Raw genomic sequence first — 24,533 nt, 5'->3', positions numbered from 1 at the left:
ATGGAGCTGCCCACCGCACCGAAGGGCGGTGAGACGTTGGTTCGGCGATCACGGCCAGGCGTCCGGCCTCGTATCGAGCGTACTACTGCCCATTACTGACCGGTAACTTAACGTGCCGAATTGCTCCAACTTCACACCGGGGTCAGGTCAGGATTCAGGCGCTTCGGCCTCGGGTTCGGCCGGGACCACGGAGTTCAGTGCCTCGGCGAGGACAGGAACCGTCAAAGTGCGTTGCCAGCCACGTGCGCCTCCCGAAGTGAGCTTGGTCTCGATCGCGCTCTCGACTTCGGCGATGTCCGAATCGGGTTCCAATTTCCAGTCCCAGCACAGGCGCCTGACCAGGTCGGGTTGGAGCAGATTCTCCACCGGTACCGACACTTCTTTGCTCAGGTCCGACAGTGCGGCTCTGGCCGCCGTCAAGCGGTCCGCTGCCGCCGGATCCTGGCGGGCCCAGCGACCGGCGGCCGGAGGTCCGACGATGGGCGGGGTCTTCGGCGGAAGCTCGCTGTCGGGGAGCCTGCGCGCAGCTTCCAATGCGTCCATCCAGACACGTGAATACCGGCGTTGACGTGGCCCGCCGAAGACGGGAAGCGAGCGGAGCGCGTCCAACGACTGGGGATCTTTGAGGGCAGCATCGATGATCGCGGAGTCGGGAAGAACTCGGCTCGGCGACACGTCACGCTTGCGTGCGAGATCCTCACGGGCTTGCCACAACGCCCGCACCGCCGCCAACTGGCGCGTGGTCTTGAGCGAGGTGATGTGCGACGTACGACGCCAGCGGTCCGGTTTGGGCTTGGGTGGTCCGGCCAGACGGATGTACTCGAACTCTTCCTTCGCCCATTCGAGCTTGCCTTGGGATTCGAGTTCGGCTTCCATTGCGTCGCGCAATTCGAGAAGCACTTCGACGTCGAGGGCGGCGTAGTTCAACCAGGCGTCCGGCAGTGGACGTGTCGACCAGTCCGCAGCCCCGTGACCCTTGCGAAGTTCCACTCGCAGAGTTCGTTCCACAATCGCGGCGAGTCCAACTCGCTCGAATCCGGCCAGTCGCCCGGCAAGTTCGGTGTCGAACAGCTCGGCCGGTGTCAGGCCCAGTTCGGCGAGGCCGGGGAGATCCTGATCGGCAGAGTGCAGCACCCATTGCAACGGGTTGATCACCTCGGCCAACGGCTGCAGGTCTTGCGCTGTCGGAATCGGGTCGAGCAGGAACGATCCTGCTCCTTCGCGTCGGAGCTGGATCAGGTACGCCCGTGCCGAATAGCGGAATCCGGATGCCCGCTCGGCGTCCACCGCGAGCGGGCCGTGACCGGAAGCCAGCGCGGCCGCGGCACCGGAGACGCCGGCGGCAGTGGTGATGACTTCCGGAACTCCGTCACGCGGTACGAGCAGCGGAACTACGTCGGAGGTGGGCTCGGTCGCATCATCGGTGACTTCGGACATGGTCATTGACTCTACGTCGCAGTGGGGACAGTGGTTGTCACCTCAGCGTCGAACAGTTCGTCGAGAGCTGCCCCGAAACCTTGCGCGAGCTGGTCCAATTCGGGTGCCAGATCGGAGCAACTGACGATGCCGACGTCGAGTTTTCCGTCGAGCGACATCACCGTGACGTTCAGGCCCGCCCCGTGGAAGATCGGGCCGAGCGGGAACATTCCTTTGATCTGTGCACCGAGGAAGTAGAGCGGGACCGGCGGCCCGGGCACGTTGGAGACCACCAGGTTGGACACGACCGGATGACGCTCGGCGAGCTTGAGTGACGAGTACACGCGCATGGCGGCGCCGAATACCGCCGGTGATGCGAACTGTGACCAGTCCTGGAGCATGTTCGCGCCCAGGGCTTCGTTGTGGTCCTTCGAGGTGGCGTTGTAATCGCTGATCGCGTGCAGGCGTTCGACGGGATCGGCGATCTGGGTGCCCAGTTGCGTGAACATGCCCGAGATCTGGTTCGTGCCCGGCCGGTCGGACTTGCCGTGAACCGAGACGGGAACCATGGCGACGAGGGAGTCCTCCGGTAGTTCGTCCCGGTCCTCCAGATACTTACGCAGAGCTCCGGCGCAGAGCGCCAGGACCACGTCGTTGACCTTCACGCCGTGGCGGTCTTTCACGGCTTTCACCTTCGCGAGATCGAGTTGGCTGAACGCGACGTTGCGGTGGCCGGTGATAGCGCCGTTGAACGAGGTTCGCGGCGCGGTGAACGGCGCAGGCATGGCTTCACCCTTGCGTGCACGCGTCACCCACTTGGGGAGCATGGCGATTCCGCCGGGGACCAGACGGGCAATTCGCGCGGGCCGTGCGATGACAGCCATGAGTCCGCCGATCGCGATGTCGAGAGTTCCGGCGTCGCCCGCGCCCTGGGCATCGGGATCCACGAGAGCCGGCGAATCCGGTTCGAGGCTGCACAGCTGAGCCAGGATGTTTGCGCCGGTGACACCGTCGGCGGCGCTGTGGTGGATTTTCGACATGACGGCGATCTGCCCGTCGGCGAGGCCCTCGATGACCCACATCTCCCACAGCGGGCGGGACCGATCCAGCGGCTGGCTGGCGATGTGTCCGGCAAGTTCCGCCAGTTCTGCGTGCGTTCCCGGCGCGGGTACCGCGGTCCGATGGCAATGCCGCTCGATGTCGAAATCGTGGTCGTCGACCCAGACCGGGTAGTCGAGATTGAGGCGAGAATCTTTGAGTTTGCGCCGGAAGGTCGGCATGGTGGCCATCCGCGAGTCCAACTCGCGGAGGAGCTTCCGGTAGTCGTAGCCGCCCGGAATGGTTGTCGGGTCGAGCAGGACAAGTCCACAAACGTGCAATAGCTGGGTCGGTGTTTCCAAGTAGAGGAAGGTCGCGTCGAGTCCGCTGAGACGTTGCATGACTCATTCTAGAACAGGTTCTAGTAATTTTCCGGGGAAATGCGTAAACGAGTAGCGGAGTCAGTCGCTCTGCCGCGACAGCGTGGTTATCCCGGCGGGCGGAAGCCCTGCCGCGTATGCCAGGACTTCGCAGAAGGCCTCCACGTGGTGAGCCAGTTCGGAAGAAGTTGCAGTCCAGGACGCTCGCAGCTCGAGCTGATGGGCCCGGGGAGGCCCGGCGATGTCGCCGTACCGCACCGACGTGGTGGCCGTGACCGTACCGCCCAGGGCGACAAAAGGTTCCGGGCCGGCCTCGAGCGCGTCCACCAGCCAACTCCAGGCTACTTCGGGAAGCAATGGATCCGCGGCGACGGCTTCGTCGAGATCGGCTTGGATGTAGGCCACCAATCGCATGGTCCCGTTCCACGCCTCGTCGCCGTCCGGATCGAACAACAGGATCAGACGGCCGAAGGCGTCACCTTCGGACTGCTCTGCCACGACGTCGGAGTCCGGGTGCAGAACCTCGGCTCCCACGGCGTGACTGTACGGAGCGAGACGCTGCGGCGGGCGGATGGGACCGACCTCTATCTCGGGCCGAACCCGCGCAGCGGTCATCGCCTCCACGGCGGCACGGAACTCGGCCGGGTCGGCTGTCGATCCGGATGTCGTCACAGGTCAGGACGTTAGTCCGGGATGTGGGCGGGGAGGTGGAGGCGCGCCGACCGAGAGTGGCCCGGGTGTGTGGCCGCTCACGAACCGCTCGGGTGTCCGATCCGGGGTGTCGGGCATGGCAGCATTGAGTCGATCGAAGACATACGTTGGCGGAGAGCGCGAGGACTGATGAGCGGGTTGGACAACATGAATTCAGGCACCACCGGGTCGGCGGAATACAGCGCTCGGCGAGTCTTGCCCGACGCACCGTTGCTTGCCGCGGCGACCGGACGCACTCCGAGTCGGCGGCCGGTGTGGTTCATGCGCCAGGCCGGGCGTTCGTTGCCCGAGTACCGCGAGATCCGCGCAGGGATCGGCATGTTGGAATCGTGCTTCGATTCGGCGCTGGTCTGCGAGATCACGATGCAGCCGGTGCGTCGTCACGACGTGGATGCGGCAATTCTGTTCTCGGACATCGTTGTTCCGCTCAAGGCCGCGGGAATTGATCTCGACATCGTTGCCGGTGTCGGACCCGTGGTTGCCAATCCGATCCGTTCGATCGCCGACGTCGCAGCGCTCCCGCGACTGGTCCCCGAAGAGGTCGGGGCGATCGCGCAGGCCGTTCGACTTCTCACCACCGAGTTGGGCTCCACGCCGCTGATCGGCTTTGCCGGAGCACCGTTCACCTTGGCGTCGTATCTGGTCGAGGGTGGTCCGAGCCGGAACCACGAGAAGACCAAGGCGCTCATGCACTCCGATCCGAAGACCTGGCACGCGCTGCTCGGAAGCCTGGCCGACACCACGATCTGCTTCCTGCAGGCGCAGCTCGAGGCTGGTGTCGACGCGGTTCAGCTGTTCGACTCGTGGGCGGGCGCCCTCTCGCTCGCGGATTACCGGGAATTCGTACTTCCGCATTCCGAGCGAGTGTTCGCCGAGGTTGCCGCTGCCGGCGTTCCGCGTATCCACTTCGGTGTCGGTACCGGTGAACTCCTCGGGGCGATGGGGGAGGCGGGCGCCGACGTCGTGGGTGTCGACTGGCGGATTCCGCTCGACGTCGCCGCCGGTCGTGTCGGCCCTGGCAAGGCTCTGCAAGGCAATCTCGACCCCGCCGTCCTGTTCGCCGGCCCCGAGGTGATCGATCGCGAGGTGCGTCGGATCGCCGCCGAAGGTGACCGCGCGATCGAAGCCGGCGCGATCGGCCACATCTTCAATCTCGGCCACGGCGTTCTGCCCGACACCGATCCGTCGGCGATCACGTCGGCGGTGGAGCTGGTGCACTCGCTGTGACGACCACTCGGCCGTCGGTCGCGGTGATCGGAGGCGGAATCTCCGGTCTGGTTGCCGCGTACCGGCTTCGGCGCAGTCTGGGCTCCGACGCCGACATCACGGTTGTCGACGACTCGCCGAGACTGGGCGGGAAGCTGCGGACGATCGATTTGGGCGGCGGCCCGGTCGACATCGGTGCCGAGGCGTTCATCGCCCGGCGGCCGGAGGTGCCTGCGCTTCTCGCCGAGCTGGGACTGACCGATCAGATCGTTCATCCCGCTGGGCTGAGCCCGTTGATCTGGTCTCAGGGCTCGCTGAATCGGTTGCCGGCCGGAACCCTGATGGGAATCCCTGCGTCGGCCGAGTCGGTGAGAGAACTTGTCGACGGGCAGACCTTCGCGCGCATAGCCGCCGAGGCAGGCGTCCCGTTCGAGTGGACCCGTGGTTCCGATTGCAGTGTTGCCGAACTGGTTTCAGGGCGATTCGGCGATCAGGTGGTCAGCCGATCGGTGGATCCACTGCTGGGCGGGGTGTATTCGGGGCTGGCGGACACCATCGGCGTGCGAGCAGCATTACCGACGCTCGCTGCGGCGCTCGATGCCGGGGCTCGTAGCCTCACGGCTGCAGTCGCCGCGGCACTGCCGACGCCTGCACCCGGACCGGTATTCGGAGCGCTCAGGAACGGTTACGGCATCCTGCTCGATGCGCTGCGGGAGGCCGCCGACGCGAAGTTCGTCCGAGGAGAGGCCTCGGGGTTACGCAGAGACGGGACGGGGTGGAACGTCGATCCGCTCGGCAGCGTCGACGCGGTGATTCTGGCTGTCCCGGCTCCGCGGGCAGCGACGTTGTTGGCCGGAGTCGATCCGGGGATCGCGAGTATCGCGGCGCGGATCGAACTGGCGTCGTCCGTGGTGGTCGCGCTCCGCTTGTCCGGGCAGGTCGAACTTCCGCAGAATTCGGGGATCCTGGTTGCCACCGACGCCGACCTGACCGCCAAGGCGTTCACGCTGTCGAGTCGAAAGTGGACGCACCTCGCTGATCGCGGCGAGCATCTCGTTCGGGTCTCGTTCGGTCGATTCGGTGCAGCGGAGATCGTCGATCGGCCGGATGGGGAACTCATCGAACTCGCGCGCGCCGATCTCGAGACCGTGACCGGAATCACCGAGGTGCCAACAGCGAGCTTCGTGCAGCGGTGGCACGGAGGTCTTCCCCAGTACGCCCCAGGTCACACGGAAATCGTGGCCGAAATCGAGTCCGGGATGGCGCAGTTCGACGGCCTCGAAGTGGCCGGGTCGTGGCTGCACGGCGTCGGGGTTCCGGCGTGTGTCGCAGTCGGCACGACGGCGGCTACACGGATATTCGAGCGAGTGGCACGATAGACCCATGGCACGCCTTGATTTCGACAAACTGAACTCTGAAATCCGTTACCTCATGTTCTCCGTGTTCCAGGTGGAACCCGGTGTGCTGGGCGATGATCGGGAAGCTGCGGTCAAGGACGCCCGCTTGTTCTTCGAGGGTCTCGAAGACAAGGGCGTCGTGGTTCGCGGTATCTACGACGTCGCCGGCTTGCGCGCCGACGCGGACTTCATGATCTGGACCCACGCGGCCAGCATCGAGGAACTGCAGGCCGCGTACGCGGATTTCCGTCGCACCACGGTCCTCGGTCAGGCGAGTGCCCCCATCTGGAGCAACTCGGCGGTGCACCGCCCCGCGGAGTTCAACAAGAGCCACGTGCCCTCTTTCATCGCGGGTGAGGATCCGGGCGACTACATCTGCGTCTACCCGTTCGTCCGCTCGTACGAGTGGTACCTGCTCCCCGACGAGGAGCGTCGCAAGATGCTCGCCGATCACGGTATGGCTGCTCGTTCGTACAAGGACGTTCGCGCCAACACGGTCCCGGCTTTCGCTCTGGGGGACTACGAGTGGATTCTCGCGTTCGAAGCACCTGAGCTCATCCGTATCGTCGATTTGATGCGCGACCTGCGTGCCACCGAAGCGCGCCTGCACGTTCGCGAAGAGGTGCCGTTCTTCACCGGTCCGCGCGTGGACATCGAGAAGTTGGTTCTTTCCCTTCCCTGACCTACCTCGAAAGTAGTTTCTGTGACAACTGCACCGAACCGGCGTCGTCAACACATGTCCCATTGGGGAATGTTCAGCGCCGAATCGGTCGCCGGCGAGGTGACCGCCGTGCATCCGTACGAGGGTGATTCGAATCCTTCGCCGATGCTCGGCAACCTCGCCGGTTCGGTGCGCAGCCGGTCACGCGTCACGGGTCCGGCGGTGCGTCGGGGTTGGCTCGAGAATGGGCCGGGTCCCAGCGACCGGCGTGGAGCCGACGAATTCGTCTCGGTCACCTGGGACGAGCTGACAGAACTGCTCGCGCGTGAATTGCGTCGCGTGGTCGACACGCATGGAAACAACGCGATCTTCGGCGGCTCGTACGGCTGGGCCAGCGCCGGTCGATTCCATCACGCGCAGAGCCAGGTTCACCGATTTCTCAATCAGCTGGGTGGATACACCAAATCGGTCCACAGTTACTCGCTCGGAGCCACCGGCGTCATCATGCCGCGAGTGGTGGGAACACACTGGAAGTTGTTCGCGCGCTCCACGTCGTGGGACGTCATCGCGAAGCATTCCGATCTCCTCGTCTCGTTCGGGGGAGTTCCGATCAAGAACACCGGCGTCAATGCCGGTGGTACGAGCGGTCATCCGACACTCGGGGCGCTCGACGCGTTTCGGGCTCGCGGCGGAAAGATCGTCTCGTTCAGTCCGCTGCGTGACGACGTCGAGGGTGACTGTGAATGGATCGCACCCGTCCCGGGAACCGATGTGGCGATCATGCTCGCCGTGGCTTTTGTCCTGGCGTCGGAGGGTCTGCACGATCGCGAATTCCTGAACCGCTTCTGTGTCGGTTACGAACGCTTCGAGGATTACCTGCTGGGACGCGCCGACGGTGTACCGAAGGATCCGCGCTGGGCGCAGGAGATCTCCGGGGTGCCCGCCGAGTTCGTCACCGACTTGGCTCGGCGAATGGCGTCGGGCCGGACGCTGGTCACGGTCACGTGGTCGTTGCAGCGCATCAAACACGGTGAGCAGGCGCCGTGGATGGGGGTGACCCTCGCCGCGATGCTCGGCCAATTCGGGCTTCCGGGTGGCGGTTTCGGGCACGGCTACGGTTCGATGAACGAGCCGGGTCTGGCTCCGGTGCCGTATCCGTTGCCGACCTTATCTCAAGGTGTGAATCCGGTGTCGGATTTCATTCCGGTAGCCGCGATCTCCGATCTGTTGCTCTCGCCCGGTGAGGAATTCGACTACGACGGCAGGCGCCTGACCTATCCGGATATTCGGTTGGTCTACTGGGCTGGTGGCAATCCGTTTCACCACCACCAGGATCTCCCGAGGCTGCGACGGGCATTTGCGCGTCCGGACACGATCGTCGTTCACGATCCCTACTGGACGCCGATGGCTCGCAGCGCCGACATCGTCGTCCCGTCGACCACTTCGCTCGAACGAAATGACCTGAGTTGCACGCGAAATGATCCGCTTCTGGTCGCGATGCAGCAGGTCGTTCCTCCCTTCGCGAACTCGCGTGACGACTACGACACGTTTGCCGATCTGGCTTCCGCACTCGGATTCGGGGAGCAGTTCACCGAGGGGCGATCCTCGCAGGAGTGGATCGAGCATCTCTACGATCAATGGCGCCCGTTCGTCGATGCAGACGGCGGCAACACACCGACGTTCGAGGATTTCTGGTCCGACGGGCACTACCGGATGCGAACCGAGGACAACCTCGTGCTCTTCGGTGACTTCCGCGAGGACCCCGAGAAGTATCCGCTCTCGACTCCGAGTGGGAAGATCGAGATCTTCTCCGAGACCATCGAGTCGTTCGGCTACGCCGACTGCGCCGGCCATCCGCGCTGGTACGAGCCCGACGAGTGGTTGGGCGGACCGCGGGCCTCGCAATACCCGCTTCACTTGATCGCCAACCAGCCCAAGACGCGACTGCACAGCCAACTCGATCACGGTGATGTCAGTCAGGCGTCGAAGATCAAGGGACGCGAGCCGATTCGTATGCACCCCGATGCCGCCGCCGCGCGCGGCGTCTCGGCTGGGGACGTCGTGCGCGTGTTCAACGATCGCGGGGCATGCCTGGCTGGTGTGATCGTCGATTCGGATTTGCGGAGCGACGTCGTCCAGTTGTCGACCGGTGCGTGGTACGACCCACTCGATCCTGCCGATCCCGACTCTCTGTGTGTTCACGGAAATCCCAACGTTCTGACGCCGGACATCGGTACGTCTTCGCTTTCGCACGGGTGCACCGGCCAGCACGTTCTGGTGCAGATCGAGAAATTCGAAGGGGTACTGCCACCGGTCAAGGCGTTCGATCCGCCGGTGCTTGGTTCGCGCTGACGGAACCGATCGGCCACCTCCCGCGTCGAACCTCGTGAGCGCCTGAATCAGGCGTCACGATCTATCGAAGGTGGGGGCCATCGTGAATGCAACGGATGTTGGTTCGATGCGGGGGCGGGTCGAAGTTCTTCGGGCCCAGATCGATTCGATGCAGGTCGAACTGTTGGAGCGAACACGATCGCTGGCGGACTTGCAGGAGAAGATCGCTCGAGCGACGGCGACCGTGCATTCGAGCGACGGTAGCGTGGAAGTGGTCGTGGACGCTTCGGGTGCGACCGTGGGAGTCACCCTCTCGGCGAGCGCCTACGGCAAGCATTCGCCGGCAGCGTTGGGGAATCTGATCCTGGCTACCGCCACATCCGCGGCGGAGGACATGCGCCGACAGGTCGCCGAGATGTCGAGTCCGTTCACGGAAGCGGCCGGAATCGATTTGCCTGACCTCGTCCCCGGTGTGCTCGGATTGCGTGAGATTCTCGCGCCTCGTCCGGCGTCGGTGCCGGCAGGCGGCGACGAGAACTGGGACCGCACCGTTCTGAGGAGCTCCGGCAATGTCTGAACTGGGCGTGGACGTAGCCGCAATGAAAAGTGCTGCACCTGCATTCGAGGCAGTTGCGGCCGATCTCGACGAGGCGCGGAGTGCTCTGGAAACAGCGGCAGGCGCCGAAGAGGGTTGCTGGGGAGCTGACCAGTTCGGAACCGCATTCTCGGACGCATATGTTCCCGGTGCGTCGTCAGCGGTCGGTGGGATGACATTGATCGCGGGTGCGCTTCGAGAATTGACCGCCGCGCTGATCGATATCACCGATCGGTTCGAAGCGATCGACACCTCGCTTGCCGACGACCTGGCGGGTGGGCTCTGATGGGACTCGAGATTCCGGGCTGGTTACAGGCGGTTGCGTCGGTCGCGGTGGGCAGTGACTGGCCGCAAGGAGACGAAACGGCACTGTGGAGGTTGGGTGATGCCTGGTCAGACGCGGCTGATCGGATCGAGGCTTCGGCCGCTGCCGGTGGTTATGGTTTGCAAGCAGTACTGGCTTCGATCGACGGTCGAGCCGGCGACTCGTTGTCTCGGTATTGGTCGGAGGCCGGGGGAGTTGCGGAGGTCTTCGAGCGGTTGTCCTCTGCTGCAGCCGAACTGGGGCAGTCATGCACCGATACGGGCACGGACATCGAGTACACCAAACTGTCGATCCTCGCGGCGCTGAGCGCACTGGCGCTCGAGATTGCCGCCATGGTGGCGGCCGCTGTCCCGACACTGGGTGCGAGTACAGCCGGAATCGTGGCGGCTGAGGTCGCAACAACACTCACGGTCCGAATGTTGTTGCAGCAATTGTTGATACGAGTGATCGAGGCTGCAGCAGTGGAAGCTGCCGCAGCCGTCTTCTCCGGTCTCGCCATTCAACTGGGTCAGATGACGATGGATCATCGCCAGTCGATCGACGGTGGCAAGGTCATGACCGAAGGGCGCGACGGTTTCGTCAAAGGACTGGCGAACGGGGGGTTGAAGACGACGCCGGATCGTGTCGGGCCTGACCCGAACCCGCTCCCGACCGGTTCGAGGTTGCAGGAGATCGCACGGGGCGCTTTCGACGACGCGGTGTCGGGAGCGTCCGCTGCGATCGTGACGAAGGAAGTCACGGGCGGCGATGCCTCGTTGACGGACATCACGTCCGGCGCGATCGGTGGTGGGATCGGGTCAGTCAAGGACGGTCTTGTCGCTCGCAACGAGGACCTGAACGCGGCCGGTCTGAGCCCGACCGCGCTGAACTGGGACTTCTGAGTCGAAGTCTCGATCCGTGGGCTACTCCCGTGATTGGGGGGTAGCCCACGACCCGGCTACTGAGCGGGCTTGAGAACCAGCGAGATCGAGTTGATGCAGTACCGCTGATCGGTGGGCGTCGGGTATCCCTCACCCTCGAAGACGTGACCGAGGTGGCTGTGGCACTTCTTGCAGATGACCTCGACGCGGCGCATCCCGAGTGAGCTGTCTTCCTTCAGGATCACGGCATCCGAATCCGCCGGATCGAAGAAGGACGGCCACCCGCAGTGCGATTCGAACTTCTCGGTGCTGCGGAACAGCTCGGCTCCGCACGCCCGGCAGGAGTAAACACCTTCCGTGGTGGTGTCGGTGTACTCGCCGACGAAGGGGCGTTCGGTGCCGGCTTGTCGCAGGACGGCGAACTCCTCCGGAGTCAGCTTTTCGCGCCACTCGCTCTCGGTGTACGTGACCTCAGGTGTGCTGTCGATGCCATCGTGTGAAGAACTCATGCCTCCACGCTAATGCTTTGTCGCCGTTTCGGCTTCGTCGGCAGGTGAGACGGTATCGAGCGGGGGATCGAGGAGGTACGCGGGATCGATTCCCTGATCCAAGCGGCCCTCTCGACGCGCGACCAGATACCGGTATCCGAGGACACAGAAGATCACGATCAGCAGAAGGCTCCAGCCGAGGGTGCTCTTGGTGTATTCGGCTGCTCGGCCGAAGGTCGGCCAGCGGTTCGACCACCAGTTGTCGAACGTCATGAAGCCGTAGACGGCGAGCCACGCCGGCCAGTTCCGCATGACCGAGTTCTTGAGCACCACGGACATCAGGAGTGGCAACAGCATCATCGAGTAGTACATCTGGCCGAGCGAGGGCAGTAGGAACGACGCGGTCATGATCACGCCGGTCGCGGTGGTGAGGAAGAAGAGTTCGTCGTTGCGGTAGTAGCGGTACAGAAGCCACAGAGAGACGACGACCATGGCGGCAAACACGACGCGCAACAGCAGGATCAACCATTCGGGCAGACCGAAGTACGCGCCGTTTCCGACAATCGAACTGTTGAAATAGTCACGGGATTCGAGCAGGTACGGCACGGTGCGGCGGACGAAGTCCATCGGATCCGACGCAAGTGGCCATGCGACGACCGTGAGAATGAACGGGATGCCGAGGGCGGTGACGAACACCTTCCACTGACCGCGAACGAGTGGCAGCAGGAGCAGCGGCGCGAGAGTGGGTTTCACTGCGATGGTGAGACCGATCGCGGCGCCGGCCCACAGATCCTTCTTGCGCATCAGCAGCAGGAGGAAGGCAACTTCGCCGAGCAGGACGAGACCGTTGATGTTGGTGAACACCAACGTGTTGGTGACCGTCTCCGACATGAAAGCGCCGAGAACCAGAATCGGCGCGGCGATGGAACTGATCGTCAGGTCGAACAAGCGCAACAGCAGGTAGAGAGCCACGAGGATGGCGACGGCATTGACACCGATGAACAGCCACCGTGAGCGCTCGGGATCGAGGATCGCCAGGGGCGCCATCAACAACGAACCCGATGGTGGGTACAGGTAATGGGGGTCTACCGAGTTGAAATCTGCGGTGTAGACGTCGCGACCGTTCCAGAACGCCAGCGCGGCGTTGTAGACCGGTCGGAAGTCATCGGTGATGGCGCCGTTGACGGCTGTGACGATGACACGATTGAGCACGGTCATCACGGCGATCGGCCACAAAACGAAGTTGACGACTTGTTGGGTTGTCCGCCCGGTACGCGGCTCGAGCTGTCGAAGGAACACTTCGGCACGGTACACCGGAGCAGGGTGTGATCGGGGGATGCACCCCTTTTCGGTCGTGGTGGACGAGCGCCCGAGTCAGGCCGGGCACACGCTTCCGTTGCTGGGCAGGGAGGCGTCGGTGAGGTATGCCCTCATCGCCTGCTGCGCACAGGTGGATTGTGCCGCGGGGTGACCCGCACCCTGCCAGTCCAGGGTTGCGAAGCGCGACCCTGCGTTGGTGACGACGCCGGTGACGGTCGAGAGTCCGGAGTTTCCGACGGCCGGGTCACCCTGACCGCTCAGCACGAGGACGGCGGGCTTCAACTGGTTGGGCAGGGGAGAGTTGGCGGTCGACGGCCAGCTGGCGCATGCGAGCAAACCGAGCGCGGCTTCTCGCCCGAATACCGGATAGTTGGTGCCCCACGTGTCCGCCAGTTCGCGGGCACGCCCGATCCCCGGCCACTGCGTGCCGTCGGTGCATCGTCCGATGAACTGGCCGTCACCGTCCACCTCGTTCTCTGCCCGGGCGGCGCGCTCTCGAATCGGCGAAGCGTTGCCGGTACCGAGCGCGGACAGAGCGTCCGACAGTGAGCGGGTCTCTTGCTCACGGTTGGTTCCGGCAGTCCACAGACTCGCCGAAATCGCGTTCGACACCGCAGCGGCGGACAGCGGCTGGAATTCATCGGCCCGCGCGCGTTCCATCAAATCCGTGACCGATTTCTTCGGATCAGGTCCGAGCGAGCACCCCAGCGCCACACATCGCTGAGCAAATGCGGTCAACGCGGCTTCCTCGCCCTGCACGCGGCTCTCTGCCTCGGTGGCAGCGTCGGTGGCCACCGGAGCGGGAGAATCGAGGATCAACCTCGCGAGGTTGTCCGGGTGGGCCGCCGCATAGCTCAGCGCGATGTCCGAGCCGGACCCTGCCGACCACAGAGCGATGGTCTCGACGCCCCACCGTGTACGTAGAGCGTCGATGTCCTCGGCAGCGGAGTCCGCGCCGAACTTCAGTTCTTGAGGATCGAGGTAGTCGGTACACGCGATGGTCGCGTCGTGACCGAGTGCGGAGACCGCGTCGGCGGCATCGCCGGTGGAATCCGTGTCGTACTGGCCCAGATCGTGAAGGCCGCGCCGAATCTCCGGCGTCATGCAGTCGATTGCGGTGGACCTGTCGATTCCGCGTCGATCCAGGGCAACGACGGGGTGATCCGCAAGTACCGTCGTCAATCCGGTTGCAGCGAGCATGGCCAGAGACTCTCCCGATGAACGGTCGGTGCCGGAAGTGAACACGATCGGATACGCGTTTGCAGGTGTCGACGAGGTCCGCGCGCGGGTCAAGCCGGCAGTGAAGTTGCCGTCGATGGCACCGGTCACGTCGATGGGGGCACTGAATTCCGCGCATTCGAGGATGACGCCGGCGCTCGACGCCGCGAGAGCCTGGTCCGCTAGTGACGTGCCGGTGCAGTCCCGCCACGGTAGGTCGTCGGTCGGGACGCCAGGGTCAACCGGCGGCGCATCGGGCGACGGCCCCTCGCTCTGGGCGGGGCTGCCGTCGGTGCGGCCTTCGACCGCGACGGCGGGCCGAAGCGACGGTCCGGCGCCGCACGCACAACACGTCGCGAGGACGACGGCCATCAAAGCAACTCTGCGCATGCCGACCAGAGTGCCAGGTTCACCGACGTGGCTGCTGACGAACCCATCGAGTGAGAATTGTGCCGTCCGAATCGCCGAGGATGTGTGCGGGACGCATCGCTGTGGGCATTGCGTTGGGGGAGAGCGAGATTCGGCCGACTTTGCTCCCCACCAGTTGAGGTGAGGTGGTGACGCAGAGTTCGTCGACGGCATTGTCCTCGATCAACTGCCCGAAAAGTGACGGTCCGCCCTCGCACAGCACGCGACGGAGCTTGCGAGCCGACAAGGCCCTGTCGATGTCGTCGCTGCTGACGTTCGGCGAGTCCGTCACCTCTACCTGCGCTCCGGCGGATCTCAGCGCCGAAATCGCTGCACTGTCCGCGGCGCTACCGACAACAAGAATCGGCGGAATGTCGGTATCTCGCAGGAGACGACTTTCAGGGTCGATCGACGCGTGCGCTGAGACGACGAGGATCGGTGGGACCGGGGCGAGTCCGTCGGCGGTGCGTCGCACGCGGGCTTCGTTCGAGATCTGCACACCCCCGTAGTTCTCGGCTCGCGCTGTGCCGGCGCCGACCACGACGACGTCACAGAGTTCGCGCAAGATCCCGAAGACCGACTTGTCGGCAGGTGTGCCCAGTCCATGGCTCACGCCGTCGACGGAGACGCACCCGTCGATGCTGGAAACGAAGTTCACACGCATCCAGGGTTGCGAGAGATTCTCCGGATAGGCGTACAAGCTGCGGAGCTCGTCTTCTCTGCCTGGTGTGAAGTAGGTCGCAATATCCATACGGTGCACATGAGAGATCACATCACGTAGATACCCTTGACGGATGCATGAACGTCTTGTCGATCGCAGCCCGGTGGTACCCGCCGATCAACTGGTAGCTCAAATGGTGCCTCCCGCAATGTTCGACGAGGTGAGTTTTGCGTCCTACATTCCCGATCCTAAGGAACCGAGCCAGGCAGCTGCTGTCGCCAAGGCCGAGGAATTCTCCAAGCGCGTCACCAAGATCCGCAGTGGTGGACGCCGCGGCCTGTTCGGCAAGAAGACCCAGGCAACCGGCGCCGGCCTGTACCTCGACGGCGGATTCGGTGTCGGCAAGACTCACTTGCTGGCGTCGATCTTCCAGAGCGTTCCGTCGCCCAAGGCGTTCGGAACCTTCGTCGAGCTGACACACGTCGTCGGCGCTCTCGGCTTCAACAAGGCCGTCGAAGCGCTCGCCGACCACAGCGTTCTCTGCATTGACGAATTCGAGCTCGACGATCCGGGCGACACCATGCTCGTCTCCCGCCTCCTCTCGGAGCTCTCCGCACGCGGCGTATCTATCGTCGCGACCTCGAACACGCTTCCCGGCCAGCTCGGTGAGGGCCGCTTCGCCGCGCAGGACTTCCTGCGCGAGATCAAGAAGCTCGGCTCGATCTTCGAGACGATTCGCGTCGACGGTCCCGACTACCGTCACCGTGACCTTCCGCCCGCACCGGAGCCCATTTCCTCGGAGGAGTTGGTCTCTCGGGCCGACGCCATCGACGGCGCCACGCTCGACAACTTCGACGAGCTGTGCAAGCACCTCAGCACACTGCATCCGTCGCGCTACAACAAGCTGGTCGAGGGTGTGAAGGCAGTCTTCATCGACGGCGTTCACCCCGCAACGGATCAGTCGGTCGCTTTGCGCATCGTGGTTCTCGCCGACCGCTTGTACGACGCGAGCATCCCGGTCACCGTTTCCGGCGCACGCCTCGACGAGATATTCACTCCCGAGATGCTCGCAGGTGGGTACAAGAAGAAGTACCTGCGCGCGACCTCGCGTCTGCTCGCGCTTTCTCGTTTCGAGGTCGCGGCCGGCTGATCGGCAGGCCTGTCAGCTGACGGGGCGCTCCATCACGAAATCGTGGTGGAGTTGTGCGCCCACGAGAAAAGTCTTGGTGCCGACCTGCGTGAAACCGTGCTTGGCGTAGAACTTCTGGGCGCGCAGATTCTCCTGATTGACACCCAGCCAGATCCCGGCACTTCCGCCGCGTCGTGCATGGTCGACAACCGCGTCCATCAAGGATGCCGCCGCGCCGGTTCCGTGGTTTCCCGGAAGTACGTACAACTTGCTCAGTTCCGTCGTCGGGCGAAGTGTCACAGCAGCTTTGACGTCGGGATCGGCGGGCTCGTCGTCGACAAGCATCGCGTAGCCGACGATCGAGCCGTCGCGAATGACCTTGAGAACCGTTCGTGTCGGGTCCGTCAGATACTCGGAGAACTTGTCGACCGAGAGAACGTTGTCGATGAAGGCGCTGATGTCGTCGTCGGATGCGTCCGGTGGGCAGGCCAGCGGAAAAGTCACCGCAGCCACATCGGCGATTGCTTCGGAATCCCAGATCCCGGCCCGGTCAACGGTGATCGTCACGTCAGTTTCTACCTCTCGCGCACATGATTCGGTCGATCAAGTACACCACTTTCCTCGGGCACAAAGCTCAAGCGGCGTTCTCGGTGACCGGCGTCGTGGCTCGTTTCGGAGCGAACGCGGGAGCAAGAACTATCAAGATCGCGCAGAACGCCAGCGGAATCAGGAACCCGATTCGAAGGTCACTGAAGGCAGCGACCGCGCCGACGATGCCGCCGCCGACTACTGTGCCGACGTAGTTGAAGAGGTTGATGCGTGCGATAACCGCATCGACCTGATCCGGGGGTGCCATTCGCCCGGCGGCGCTGAAGCAGATCGGGGCGATTACCGGTACGCCGAGGCCGACGATCAGGAAGCCGGCGATGGCAACGGCGGGAGATTGTGCGAGGACAACGATCGTCATGCCGAACACGCCGATGAGAGAGCCGATCCGCACGACGGTGGTCTCACCGAACTTGCCGACCCAGTAGTCGCCGGTCAGTCGTGCGATCAGTGCCGCGATTTGGTATGCCGCGACGGAGAGTGCCGCCGTCCCGGCGTCGGCTAACAGTTCGTCCTTGACGTACAGAGTCGACCAGTTTCCGACGCTGAAGTCGACCGCGTAGAACAGGGCCATCGCGACGCCGAGGAGGACGAAGGCGCGGGTGGGGACGGTGAATTTCGCGGTGCTCGTGATGTTTGCATCGGCAACCGGAGACTCGGAGCGATCGAGCAGTTGCGGACCGAAGGCCAGAAGCATCAGTCCGACAACAACTCCCGCGATCACCTGCGTCACGCGGATCGAGACGTCGAGACCTGCGGTAGCAGAGATGAAGAGAGCGCCGACAATCGCTCCGACGCTCCAGGAAGCATGGAAGGAGGAGAGGATGAAGCGGCCCTTGGCGTGTTGGATCGAGACCGCCTGCATGTTGGCGGCCGCGTCGACCATGCCGAGTCCGATGCCGTAGATCGCCAGGAAGACGAAAAACATCGCCGCGTTTGGCGCAATTCCAGTTGCCCCGCCGAAGACTGCGATGACGGCGAGTCCGGTTCGCAGAGTCATCTTGCTCGACGTCCGTACGGCCAGCATCTCGGCGAGCACGCTGCCGAGCCCGGCGATGACGGACACGGTGACAACCGCAACCACAACCAGTGTCTCGCTCAGCTCGAACAAGTCCTTGTACTGCGGAAGCTGCGTCAGTATGGCGGCGAGCAGGAATCCTTGAAGTCCGAAGGCCACCGAAGTGGCGATCCGGGCCCTCGTCAGGGTGCGGGTGTTATCCGTCATCAAGCAGGGCCTTTGTCTCGTTCGTTCGGGTAGGCCGAACGGTACTGGATCTTGATACTGGTCGAGTGTCCAACAAACCTGCGTGTTTTGCACGGTTCTTTGATTAACTGACCGACATGACTCGGCAGCCGACACCAGAATTTCCGTCTTCTTTCGTCTGGGGAACCGCAACTGCGGCCTATCAAATCGAAGGAGCTGTGGCCGAAGACGGTCGCGGGCCGTCGATCTGGGACGAGTTCTGTGACCGTCCCGGTGTTGTCGTCGGGGGCGACACCGGGACGGTCGCTGCCGATCATTACCACCGCTGGGAATCGGACATCGACCTGATGCAACAGCTCGGGCTCGACGCTTATCGGCTGTCCCTGTCGTGGTCGCGAATTCTGCCCACCGGATCGGGGGCAGTGAATGCGAAAGGGCTCGACTTCTACGACCGACTCGTCGATCGACTGTGTGCGGAGGGAATTACCCCCGCTGTGACGCTTTTTCACTGGGATCTGCCCCTCGCATTGCAGGAGCAGGGCGGCTGGATGAACCGCGACACCTCGTATCGACTGGGGGAGTACGCGCAGGTAGTCGGTGAGCGACTGTCGGATCGAGTCGGAATGTGGATGCCGCTCAACGAACCGGTGGTGCACACGCTCTACGGACATGCCTTGGGAGTTCACGCCCCCGGACTCGCTCTGGGGTTCGAGGCTTTCCAAGCCGCACATCACCAACTGCTCGGGCACGGCCTCGCTGTCGAAGCGCTTCGGGCAACCGGATGCACGAACATCGGAATCGCCTCGAACCATGCGCCGGTGCGGGCCGCTTCGGATTCCCCGGAAGACGCGATGGCTGCCGACATCTACGACCACGTCGTCAATTGGATGTTCGCCGACCCGGTTCTGGTCGGGAAATACCCCGCCGACGAATTCGCTCAGCTGCTCAGCGGTCCGGTCGACGAGGACTTGAAGATCATCGGGGCGCCGCTCGACTGGTACGGGATCAACTACTACGAGCCGACGATGATTGCCGCTCCGGTGGAAGGCCAGGGGACCGAAGGTGTGCTCGAAGTCGACCTGCCGCCGGGCCTGCCCTTTGCCCCCGTCGCGATTACCGGTTATCCCACAACAGATTTCGGTTGGCCGATCGTTCCGGAGGGACTAGGTGAGATATTGCGGACGTTCCAAGCACGCTTCGGTGACGCACTGCCGCCGATCTACATCACGGAAAGCGGGTGTTCGTTCCACGATGCTCCGGATGCCGCAGGAGTTGTCGAGGACGAAGCACGAATCGACTACCACGATGCGCACCTTCGCGCCCTCCGATCGGCCATCGACGACGGTGTCGATGTACGCGGCTATTTCGTGTGGTCGCTTCTCGACAATTTCGAATGGGCTGCGGGGTACAAGGAGCGTTTCGGCCTGGTACACGTCGATTTCGGCACCCAGAAGCGCACACCGAAGGCCTCGTTCGAGTGGTATCGCGCTCTGATCGCCGAGCACAAAGCGGCTCAGGTCTGACCTGCAGCGGAGGCGGTCTGAGTTGCTTTATGGAACCAGGCCGCCTAGCCTCGTCTCTCATGAAGCGAATTCTCGTAGTAAGCCGCCGTAGCGGGGTCTGAATCGGACCGACCCCTCGCTGCGGGTCGTCTTGCTACCAGTTGGTCCTCCATTTCATTCCAGGAAGACCACGATCATGACTTACAACTTCGCTTTCGCTTCTGATTCTTCTTCCACCGCTGCTGATCCCTTCGCGGCGCGTCACGGAAAATCCCTGCCCGCCGGCCTGCGTGCCGAATGCTCAGCGATGTCGTGGACCGAGTTCGAGTCCACGTATGCGGCTATGAGCGGCCCGATCCGTCTGGGTGCGTGGTCCTCCGAGAAGATCGCACCGGGTCGTTGGACCTTCGAAGCGACACTCGGGCTGGGGGAGCGCATCCAGAAGGCGTCCGCCACCTCGACCGGCGCGATCTCGGCCATGACGTCGATGCTGCACGACGCGGGAATCTCGCTCGAGATCCTGTCTTTCCATCAGCACCAGATCGGCCACCGCACGGCGACGTTCATCTTCACCGAGTGCGACGGTCGTCGGAGCTGGGCGATGGGTATTGCGGAGTCGTCGACGGAGTCCTCGCTGCGCGCGATGACTTCGGCAGCGAACCGCTTCTCTCACTGAGCAGTGACAACGATCTGATCAGCTACATCAACCGCGGTACTGACGCGGAGCTCCCGAGGGGCCCTGCGTCAGTACTGCGGCCCAGTATGTTTGGCGCTCGAACGCAAAAAGCCGGAACCCTGAGGTCCCGGCTTCTTGCATTCTCAAATGGTGCGCGATACTGGGATTGAACCAGTGACCTCTTCCGTGTCAGGGAAGCGCTCTCCCGCTGAGCTAATCGCGCGGGTTCTGGAGAAAAATGGAGCGGACGACGGGATTCGAACCCGCGACCCCAACCTTGGCAAGGTTGTGCGCTACCAGCTGCGCCACGTCCGCATGAGCAATGAACTCCGTTACCGGAACTCAGTACTTTTCTAACTTATCAGACCTGCAAGCAGGTCTTGACCATCAGGCCCGAGGGCCTGACGTGGTGCGCGATACTGGGATTGAACCAGTGACCTCTTCCGTGTCAGGGAAGCGCTCTCCCGCTGAGCTAATCGCGCGAGGTGGAGACGGGAATCGAACCCGTGTGCACGGCTTTGCAGGCCGTTGCCTCACCACTCGGCCACTCCACCGTAAAAGGTTGAGTCACACCTCTCGAGCGGACGACGGGATTCGAACCCGCGACCCCAACCTTGGCAAGGTTGTGCGCTACCAGCTGCGCCACGTCCGCATCGCACCGTGTTGCTTGGGGAGCTGCTCGCTCTCCTCGGTGCGTTGGAAACATTAGCCGACCGTGTCGGATACACACAAATCACCAGCTCAGTGGCGTGTTCGACGTCGAATCGACCCGTCGCGGGCGTTGCAACAGTCCGACTTGGCGATGAATACGGCCTGAAATCGGCTCGAATTCGTGGATTTCGGGGTCGCCTAGGGCAAAACGAATGCCAACCTGGTGATTCGTATTCGCCGCGCAGCCGTGTTAATGTTCCAACTCGTTCGAGCGCATGCGTTCGGATGACTTACGGTCCCGTGGCTCAGTGGGAGAGCGTCCGCTTCACACGCGGAAGGTCGCTGGTTCGATCCCAGCCGGGACCACAGAAAAGCACTGAAGGCGTTCCCGATCATCGGGGACGCCTTCAGTCGTTTGAGAGCACAGCTGTTCGAGGGCGCGGTTGTTTCGGCATGCGGACCGTCGTCGCAGGTCGCCGGGCGACGATTTCGGTAGCCTGGTCGAAGAGACATTTCGCGACCGAAAAGGTGACTGACTTGAGTACCGAAAAGGTCGATTCTTCCGTCGACGATTCAGACCTGTCCGTCTTTCAAGAGGCAGAGTCCCGTTGGGAGCGGTGGCGTGCTGGAATCGCCGCGCGGCCCACACTCAATCTTGCGTACCGCATCGGCGTCGGAGTCGTGGGCACGATCGTGTTCGCCGCAGGCATCGTGGCTATTCCGTACCCGGGACCCGGTTGGCTCATCGTCTTCGCCGGCCTCGGCATCCTGGCGTCGGAGTTCGCGTGGGCACATCGACTCCTTCATTTCGCGAAGGCTCGATACGACCGGTTCATGGAATGGTTCGGCAAGCAGTCGTTGTTCGTCAAAGGATTGGGCGTTCTGTTCACCACAGTGATCGTCTTGGCGACTTTGTGGGTGCTCGGCACCTTCGGCCTGATCGGGACATGGGTGGGCCTGGACTACTCGTGGCTCGAATCGCCACTGTGAGCTGAACGCGGCCGATTTCCTTCACTCGGTTGTCTCGACATGTCGGTAGGGCCGATAACATGATCGTGCGCGTGCTCGCAGTGGGTACGACGCCTGTCTTACTTGTCGCAATACCTTAGGAGCACATCGCCGTGACCAGTCCCGCGCCAGAGCACTCAGCCGCCCCACTTCGGGTGCCCGCGGGGACGACCGCCGGGACTGCAGTGCGCGAAGCCGGATACCCCACGAAGGGGCCCGACGTGATCGTCGTTGTCCGCGATGGCGAGGGGACGCTGAAGGATCTGTCGTGGACACCTGAGGTCGATGTCGACGTCGAGCCGGTGGCGGCTTCCACCGAAGACGGACGCAGCGTCATCCGGCACTCCGCGGCCCATGTCCTCGCGCAGGCGGTCCAGAAAGAATTCCCCGACGCGAAGCTCGGGATCGGTCCGCCGATCAAGGACGGCTTCTACTACGACTTCGCGGTGGATCGTCCGTTCACTCCGGAGGATCTGGCCAAGCTCGAAAAGCGTATGAAGCAGATCATTAAGGGATCGCAGCGTTTCTCGCGTCGAGTGGTCGATTCGATCGAGGACGCTCGGGTCGAGTTGGCCGACGAACCTTTCAAGCTCGAACTCATCGACGACAAGTCCGGTATCGACGATCCCGAGATCATGGAGGTGGGTGGCAACGAGCTGACCATCTACGACAATCTCGATCCTCGTACCGGCGACAAGATCTGGTCCGATCTGTGCCGCGGCCCGCATATCCCGACCACCAAGCACATCCCGGCCTTCAAGTTGACCCGAAGCTCCGCCGCCTACTGGCGTGGCAACCAGGACAACGCCGATCTGCAGCGTGTCTACGGCACCGCGTGGGAGTCCACCGAGGCTCAGGACGAGTACCTCGAGTTGCTCGCCGAGGCAGAGCGTCGTGATCACCGCAAGCTCGGGACCGAACTGGACCTCTTCAGCTTCCCCGACGAGCTCGGTTCGGGTCTGCCGGTGTTCCATCCCAAGGGCGGCATCATCCGCACGGAGATGGAGAACTACTCGCGCAGCCGCCACATCGAGGCGGGTTACGAGTTCGTCAACACTCCGCACATCACCAAGGGGCATCTGTACGAGGTCTCCGGTCACCTCGACTGGTACCGCGACGGCATGTTCCCGGCGATGCACGTCGACGAGGAGCTCAACGAGGACGGCACTGTGCGCAAGCCGGGCCAGGACTACTACCTCAAGCCGATGAACTGCCCGATGCACAACCTGATCTTCCGTGCTCGCGGACGTTCGTACCGTGAATTGCCGTTGCGGCTCTTCGAGTTCGGCTCGGTCTACCGCTACGAGAAGTCCGGCGTCATCCACGGACTGACCCGTGTGCGTGGCATGACTCAGGACGACGCTCACATCTACTGCACCCGTGAGCAGATGCGCGAAGAGCTGACCACCACGCTGCAGTTCGTGCTGAACCTGCTCAAGGACTACGGCCTCGACGACTTCTACCTCGAGCTGTCCACCAAGAACCCGGACAAGTTCGTCGGTAGCGACGACGTCTGGGAAGAGGCGACCGCAACGCTCGCCGAGGTCGGCGAAGCTTCGGGCCTGACACTGGTTCCGGATCCGGGCGGAGCCGCGTTCTACGGTCCCAAGATCTCCGTTCAGGTCAAGGACGCCCTCGGCCGCACCTGGCAGATGTCGACCATCCAGCTCGACTTCAACCTGCCGGAACGGTTCGAACTCGAGTACACCGGCAGCGACGGCGTCAAGACTCGTCCGGTCATGATCCACCGCGCGCTGTTCGGCTCGATCGAACGGTTCTTCGGTGTGCTGACCGAGCACTACGCCGGAGCCTTCCCAGCGTGGCTGGCACCGGTGCAGGTCGTCGGAATTCCGGTGGCCGAGGCGTTCGCCGATCACCTGTTCGACGTCACGAAGAAGCTCAAGGCAGCCGGTGTGCGCGCCGAAGTCGACTTCAGCGACGACCGTATGCAGAAGAAGATCCGTAACCACACCACGCAGAAGGTCCCCTTCATGCTCCTCGCGGGCGAGCGTGACGTGGAGGCCGGCGCGGTCAGCTTCCGTTTCCGCGACGGCACGCAGATCAACGGAATTCCCGTCGACGACGCCGTCCGGATCATCACCGAGTGGATCGGCCGCCGCGAGAACGCCTCGCCGACAGCCGAACTGGTGCAGCCAAGTGTGGCGCAGTGAGCGCCCCCGGTGACGAGGGGCCAGGTTCGCTGATCGACCACGGTGTCGGCGACCCTGACCATTTGCAGCGCATCTGGTCGCCGCATCGGATGTCGTACATCACCGAGGCGCCCAACACCCCGGGTACGACGGGTGAACCGTTCATCGACATTCCGAAGATGTCGGACGAAGAAGGGCTCATCGTTGCCCGCGGTGAGCATGTCTATGCGGTTCTGAACCTGTACCCGTACAACCCGGGGCACCTGATGGTGGTTCCGTACCGCAAGGTCGCGGCACTCGAAGACCTGACGCCGGAGGAGAGTGCCGAGTTGATGGCGTTCACCCAGCAGGCGTTGCGGGTGATCAAGAGCGTGTCGAATCCTCACGGATTCAACGTCGGTCTGAATCTCGGTGCGGCTGCGGGCGGTTCGCTGTCCGAGCACCTTCACCAACACGTAGTGCCACGTTGGGGCGGCGACGCCAACTTCATCACCGTGCTCGGTGGGGTCAAGGTGATGCCGCAATTGCTGCGGGAGACCAGGGGACTACTCGCCGGTGCCTGGCAACAATAGGTTGACGCATCCGGCTTCAT

The 24,533-nt window shown here is 63.4% G+C and carries 22 protein-coding genes and 6 tRNA genes; 14 read left to right on the top strand and 14 right to left on the bottom strand.

Features of this window, described 5'->3' with window-relative positions; genetic code table 11:
- Positions 1-147: 147 nt before the first annotated feature.
- The 3 genes from ABWI03_RS20210 to ABWI03_RS20200 are packed head-to-tail and all read right to left on the bottom strand — an operon-like array spanning position 148 to position 3,506.
- A complete protein-coding gene (locus tag ABWI03_RS20210; protein WP_095970733.1) occupies positions 148-1,437 on the bottom strand; it encodes an HRDC domain-containing protein in 1,290 nt (429 codons plus the stop codon).
- Positions 1,438-1,448: 11 nt separating this feature from the next.
- Positions 1,449-2,855: a WS/DGAT/MGAT family O-acyltransferase gene (locus tag ABWI03_RS20205; protein ID WP_166809531.1), complete on the bottom strand. Its 1,407-nt coding sequence runs from the start codon at positions 2,853-2,855 to the stop codon at positions 1,449-1,451.
- A 60-nt stretch (positions 2,856-2,915) separates the two neighbouring features.
- Complete coding sequence (locus ABWI03_RS20200) at positions 2,916-3,506, bottom strand: DUF3000 domain-containing protein (protein ID WP_095970515.1); 591 nt, start codon at positions 3,504-3,506, stop codon at positions 2,916-2,918.
- A gap of 168 nt (positions 3,507-3,674) precedes the next feature.
- On the opposite strand from ABWI03_RS20200, the gene hemE reads away from it, so the two are divergent.
- The 7 genes from hemE (at position 3,675) to ABWI03_RS20165 (ending at position 10,941) form a co-directional block, all read left to right on the top strand.
- On the top strand, positions 3,675-4,772 hold the full coding sequence (gene hemE, locus ABWI03_RS20195) for a uroporphyrinogen decarboxylase (protein ID WP_298781520.1): 1,098 nt from the start codon (positions 3,675-3,677) through the stop codon (positions 4,770-4,772).
- Positions 4,769-6,130: a protoporphyrinogen oxidase gene (locus ABWI03_RS20190; protein WP_298781523.1), complete on the top strand. Its 1,362-nt coding sequence runs from the start codon at positions 4,769-4,771 to the stop codon at positions 6,128-6,130. The genes hemE and ABWI03_RS20190 overlap by 4 nt, the downstream gene beginning before the upstream one ends.
- Positions 6,131-6,134: 4 nt before the next feature.
- Positions 6,135-6,830, top strand: a complete 696-nt coding sequence (gene hemQ, locus ABWI03_RS20185) for a hydrogen peroxide-dependent heme synthase (protein WP_019748269.1) — start codon at positions 6,135-6,137, stop codon at positions 6,828-6,830.
- A gap of 54 nt (positions 6,831-6,884) precedes the next feature.
- Positions 6,885-9,161 (top strand): molybdopterin guanine dinucleotide-containing S/N-oxide reductase, encoded by a 2,277-nt coding sequence (locus tag ABWI03_RS20180; protein ID WP_298781640.1) that lies wholly within the window; start codon positions 6,885-6,887, stop codon positions 9,159-9,161.
- A gap of 82 nt (positions 9,162-9,243) precedes the next feature.
- Complete coding sequence (locus ABWI03_RS20175; protein ID WP_298781527.1) at positions 9,244-9,717, top strand: YbaB/EbfC family nucleoid-associated protein; 474 nt, start codon at positions 9,244-9,246, stop codon at positions 9,715-9,717.
- Entirely contained in the window at positions 9,710-10,021 is a 312-nt protein-coding gene (locus tag ABWI03_RS20170) for a hypothetical protein (RefSeq protein ID WP_200315027.1), read from the top strand. The genes ABWI03_RS20175 and ABWI03_RS20170 overlap by 8 nt, the downstream gene beginning before the upstream one ends.
- Positions 10,021-10,941, top strand: coding sequence for a WXG100-like domain-containing protein (locus ABWI03_RS20165; RefSeq protein WP_124569713.1), 921 nt, complete (start codon positions 10,021-10,023; stop codon positions 10,939-10,941). The genes ABWI03_RS20170 and ABWI03_RS20165 overlap by 1 nt, the downstream gene beginning before the upstream one ends.
- A 56-nt stretch (positions 10,942-10,997) precedes the next feature.
- Here ABWI03_RS20165 and msrB read toward each other — a convergent pair whose 3' ends face one another.
- From msrB to ABWI03_RS20145, 4 genes are read right to left on the bottom strand one after another with little or no spacing between them, the layout of a single operon-like run.
- Positions 10,998-11,429 (bottom strand): peptide-methionine (R)-S-oxide reductase MsrB, encoded by a 432-nt coding sequence (msrB, locus tag ABWI03_RS20160; protein WP_003942631.1) that lies wholly within the window; start codon positions 11,427-11,429, stop codon positions 10,998-11,000.
- Positions 11,430-11,438: 9 nt separating this feature from the next.
- Positions 11,439-12,722: a glycosyltransferase family 87 protein gene (locus ABWI03_RS20155; protein ID WP_124569708.1), complete on the bottom strand. Its 1,284-nt coding sequence runs from the start codon at positions 12,720-12,722 to the stop codon at positions 11,439-11,441.
- 60 nt (positions 12,723-12,782) lie between these two features.
- Complete coding sequence (locus ABWI03_RS20150; protein WP_298781538.1) at positions 12,783-14,336, bottom strand: alpha/beta fold hydrolase; 1,554 nt, start codon at positions 14,334-14,336, stop codon at positions 12,783-12,785.
- A gap of 19 nt (positions 14,337-14,355) precedes the next feature.
- A complete protein-coding gene (locus ABWI03_RS20145) occupies positions 14,356-15,105 on the bottom strand; it encodes a pyrimidine reductase family protein (RefSeq protein WP_298781541.1) in 750 nt (249 codons plus the stop codon).
- Positions 15,106-15,148: 43 nt separating this feature from the next.
- On the opposite strand from ABWI03_RS20145, the gene zapE reads away from it, so the two are divergent.
- Entirely contained in the window at positions 15,149-16,165 is a 1,017-nt protein-coding gene (zapE, locus tag ABWI03_RS20140; RefSeq protein ID WP_298781544.1) for a cell division protein ZapE, read from the top strand.
- Positions 16,166-16,177: 12 nt separating this feature from the next.
- Here zapE and ABWI03_RS20135 read toward each other — a convergent pair whose 3' ends face one another.
- Complete coding sequence (locus ABWI03_RS20135; protein WP_095970505.1) at positions 16,178-16,711, bottom strand: GNAT family N-acetyltransferase; 534 nt, start codon at positions 16,709-16,711, stop codon at positions 16,178-16,180.
- A 67-nt stretch (positions 16,712-16,778) separates the two neighbouring features.
- A complete protein-coding gene (locus ABWI03_RS20130) occupies positions 16,779-17,975 on the bottom strand; it encodes an MFS transporter (RefSeq protein ID WP_095970504.1) in 1,197 nt (398 codons plus the stop codon).
- Positions 17,976-18,091: 116 nt separating this feature from the next.
- Between ABWI03_RS20130 and ABWI03_RS20125 the strand changes: the two genes are divergently transcribed.
- A complete protein-coding gene (locus tag ABWI03_RS20125) occupies positions 18,092-19,477 on the top strand; it encodes a GH1 family beta-glucosidase (protein WP_298781551.1) in 1,386 nt (461 codons plus the stop codon).
- Positions 19,478-19,652: 175 nt separating this feature from the next.
- A complete protein-coding gene (locus tag ABWI03_RS20120; RefSeq protein WP_166809520.1) occupies positions 19,653-20,132 on the top strand; it encodes an alpha-isopropylmalate synthase regulatory domain-containing protein in 480 nt (159 codons plus the stop codon).
- A 148-nt stretch (positions 20,133-20,280) separates the two neighbouring features.
- Here ABWI03_RS20120 and ABWI03_RS20115 read toward each other — a convergent pair.
- The 5 genes from ABWI03_RS20115 to ABWI03_RS20095 form a co-directional block, all read right to left on the bottom strand.
- A tRNA-Val gene (locus tag ABWI03_RS20115) sits at positions 20,281-20,355 on the bottom strand.
- 16 nt (positions 20,356-20,371) lie between these two features.
- Positions 20,372-20,447 (bottom strand) — tRNA-Gly (locus ABWI03_RS20110).
- A gap of 92 nt (positions 20,448-20,539) precedes the next feature.
- A tRNA-Val gene (locus ABWI03_RS20105) sits at positions 20,540-20,614 on the bottom strand.
- A gap of 1 nt (position 20,615) precedes the next feature.
- A tRNA-Cys gene (locus tag ABWI03_RS20100) sits at positions 20,616-20,686 on the bottom strand.
- Between the two features lie 25 nt (positions 20,687-20,711).
- Positions 20,712-20,784, bottom strand: a tRNA-Gly gene (locus ABWI03_RS20095).
- A 293-nt stretch (positions 20,785-21,077) separates the two neighbouring features.
- Here ABWI03_RS20095 and ABWI03_RS20090 point away from each other — a divergent pair.
- The 4 genes from ABWI03_RS20090 (at position 21,078) to ABWI03_RS20075 (ending at position 24,513) form a co-directional block, all read left to right on the top strand.
- A tRNA-Val gene (locus tag ABWI03_RS20090) sits at positions 21,078-21,149 on the top strand.
- A gap of 171 nt (positions 21,150-21,320) precedes the next feature.
- Positions 21,321-21,773, top strand: coding sequence for a TIGR02611 family protein (locus tag ABWI03_RS20085; RefSeq protein WP_296556108.1), 453 nt, complete (start codon positions 21,321-21,323; stop codon positions 21,771-21,773).
- Positions 21,774-21,904: 131 nt separating this feature from the next.
- Positions 21,905-23,962, top strand: coding sequence for a threonine--tRNA ligase (gene thrS / locus ABWI03_RS20080; RefSeq protein ID WP_298781556.1), 2,058 nt, complete (start codon positions 21,905-21,907; stop codon positions 23,960-23,962).
- Positions 23,959-24,513 (top strand): ATP adenylyltransferase, encoded by a 555-nt coding sequence (locus ABWI03_RS20075; protein ID WP_095970499.1) that lies wholly within the window; start codon positions 23,959-23,961, stop codon positions 24,511-24,513. The genes thrS and ABWI03_RS20075 overlap by 4 nt, the downstream gene beginning before the upstream one ends.
- Positions 24,514-24,533: the final 20 nt, after the last annotated feature.

The organism is Rhodococcus baikonurensis, assembly GCF_040489275.1.
GTDB lineage: Bacteria > Actinomycetota > Actinomycetes > Mycobacteriales > Mycobacteriaceae > Rhodococcus_F > Rhodococcus_F baikonurensis.
The sequence above is the reverse complement of the archived record's forward strand: the minus strand, read 5'-3'. Positions and strand labels throughout refer to the sequence as shown.

Bases quoted from the DNA above. Each gene is read 5' to 3' on its own strand.
- ABWI03_RS20210 (WP_095970733.1), bottom strand. From the start codon at position 1,437: ATGTCCGAAGTCACCGATGATGCGACCGAGCCCACCTCCGACGTAGTT.
- ABWI03_RS20205 (WP_166809531.1), bottom strand. From the start codon at position 2,855: ATGCAACGTCTCAGCGGACTCGACGCGACCTTCCTCTACTTGGAAACA.
- hemE (WP_298781520.1), top strand. From the start codon at position 3,675: ATGAGCGGGTTGGACAACATGAATTCAGGCACCACCGGGTCGGCGGAA.
- hemQ (WP_019748269.1), top strand. From the start codon at position 6,135: ATGGCACGCCTTGATTTCGACAAACTGAACTCTGAAATCCGTTACCTC.
- ABWI03_RS20180 (WP_298781640.1), top strand. From the start codon at position 6,885: ATGTCCCATTGGGGAATGTTCAGCGCCGAATCGGTCGCCGGCGAGGTG.
- ABWI03_RS20170 (WP_200315027.1), top strand. From the start codon at position 9,710: ATGTCTGAACTGGGCGTGGACGTAGCCGCAATGAAAAGTGCTGCACCT.
- ABWI03_RS20165 (WP_124569713.1), top strand. From the start codon at position 10,021: ATGGGACTCGAGATTCCGGGCTGGTTACAGGCGGTTGCGTCGGTCGCG.
- msrB (WP_003942631.1), bottom strand. From the start codon at position 11,429: ATGAGTTCTTCACACGATGGCATCGACAGCACACCTGAGGTCACGTAC.
- ABWI03_RS20150 (WP_298781538.1), bottom strand. From the start codon at position 14,336: ATGCGCAGAGTTGCTTTGATGGCCGTCGTCCTCGCGACGTGTTGTGCG.
- ABWI03_RS20145 (WP_298781541.1), bottom strand. From the start codon at position 15,105: ATGGATATTGCGACCTACTTCACACCAGGCAGAGAAGACGAGCTCCGC.
- zapE (WP_298781544.1), top strand. From the start codon at position 15,149: ATGCATGAACGTCTTGTCGATCGCAGCCCGGTGGTACCCGCCGATCAA.
- ABWI03_RS20130 (WP_095970504.1), bottom strand. From the start codon at position 17,975: ATGACGGATAACACCCGCACCCTGACGAGGGCCCGGATCGCCACTTCG.
- ABWI03_RS20125 (WP_298781551.1), top strand. From the start codon at position 18,092: ATGACTCGGCAGCCGACACCAGAATTTCCGTCTTCTTTCGTCTGGGGA.
- ABWI03_RS20120 (WP_166809520.1), top strand. From the start codon at position 19,653: ATGACTTACAACTTCGCTTTCGCTTCTGATTCTTCTTCCACCGCTGCT.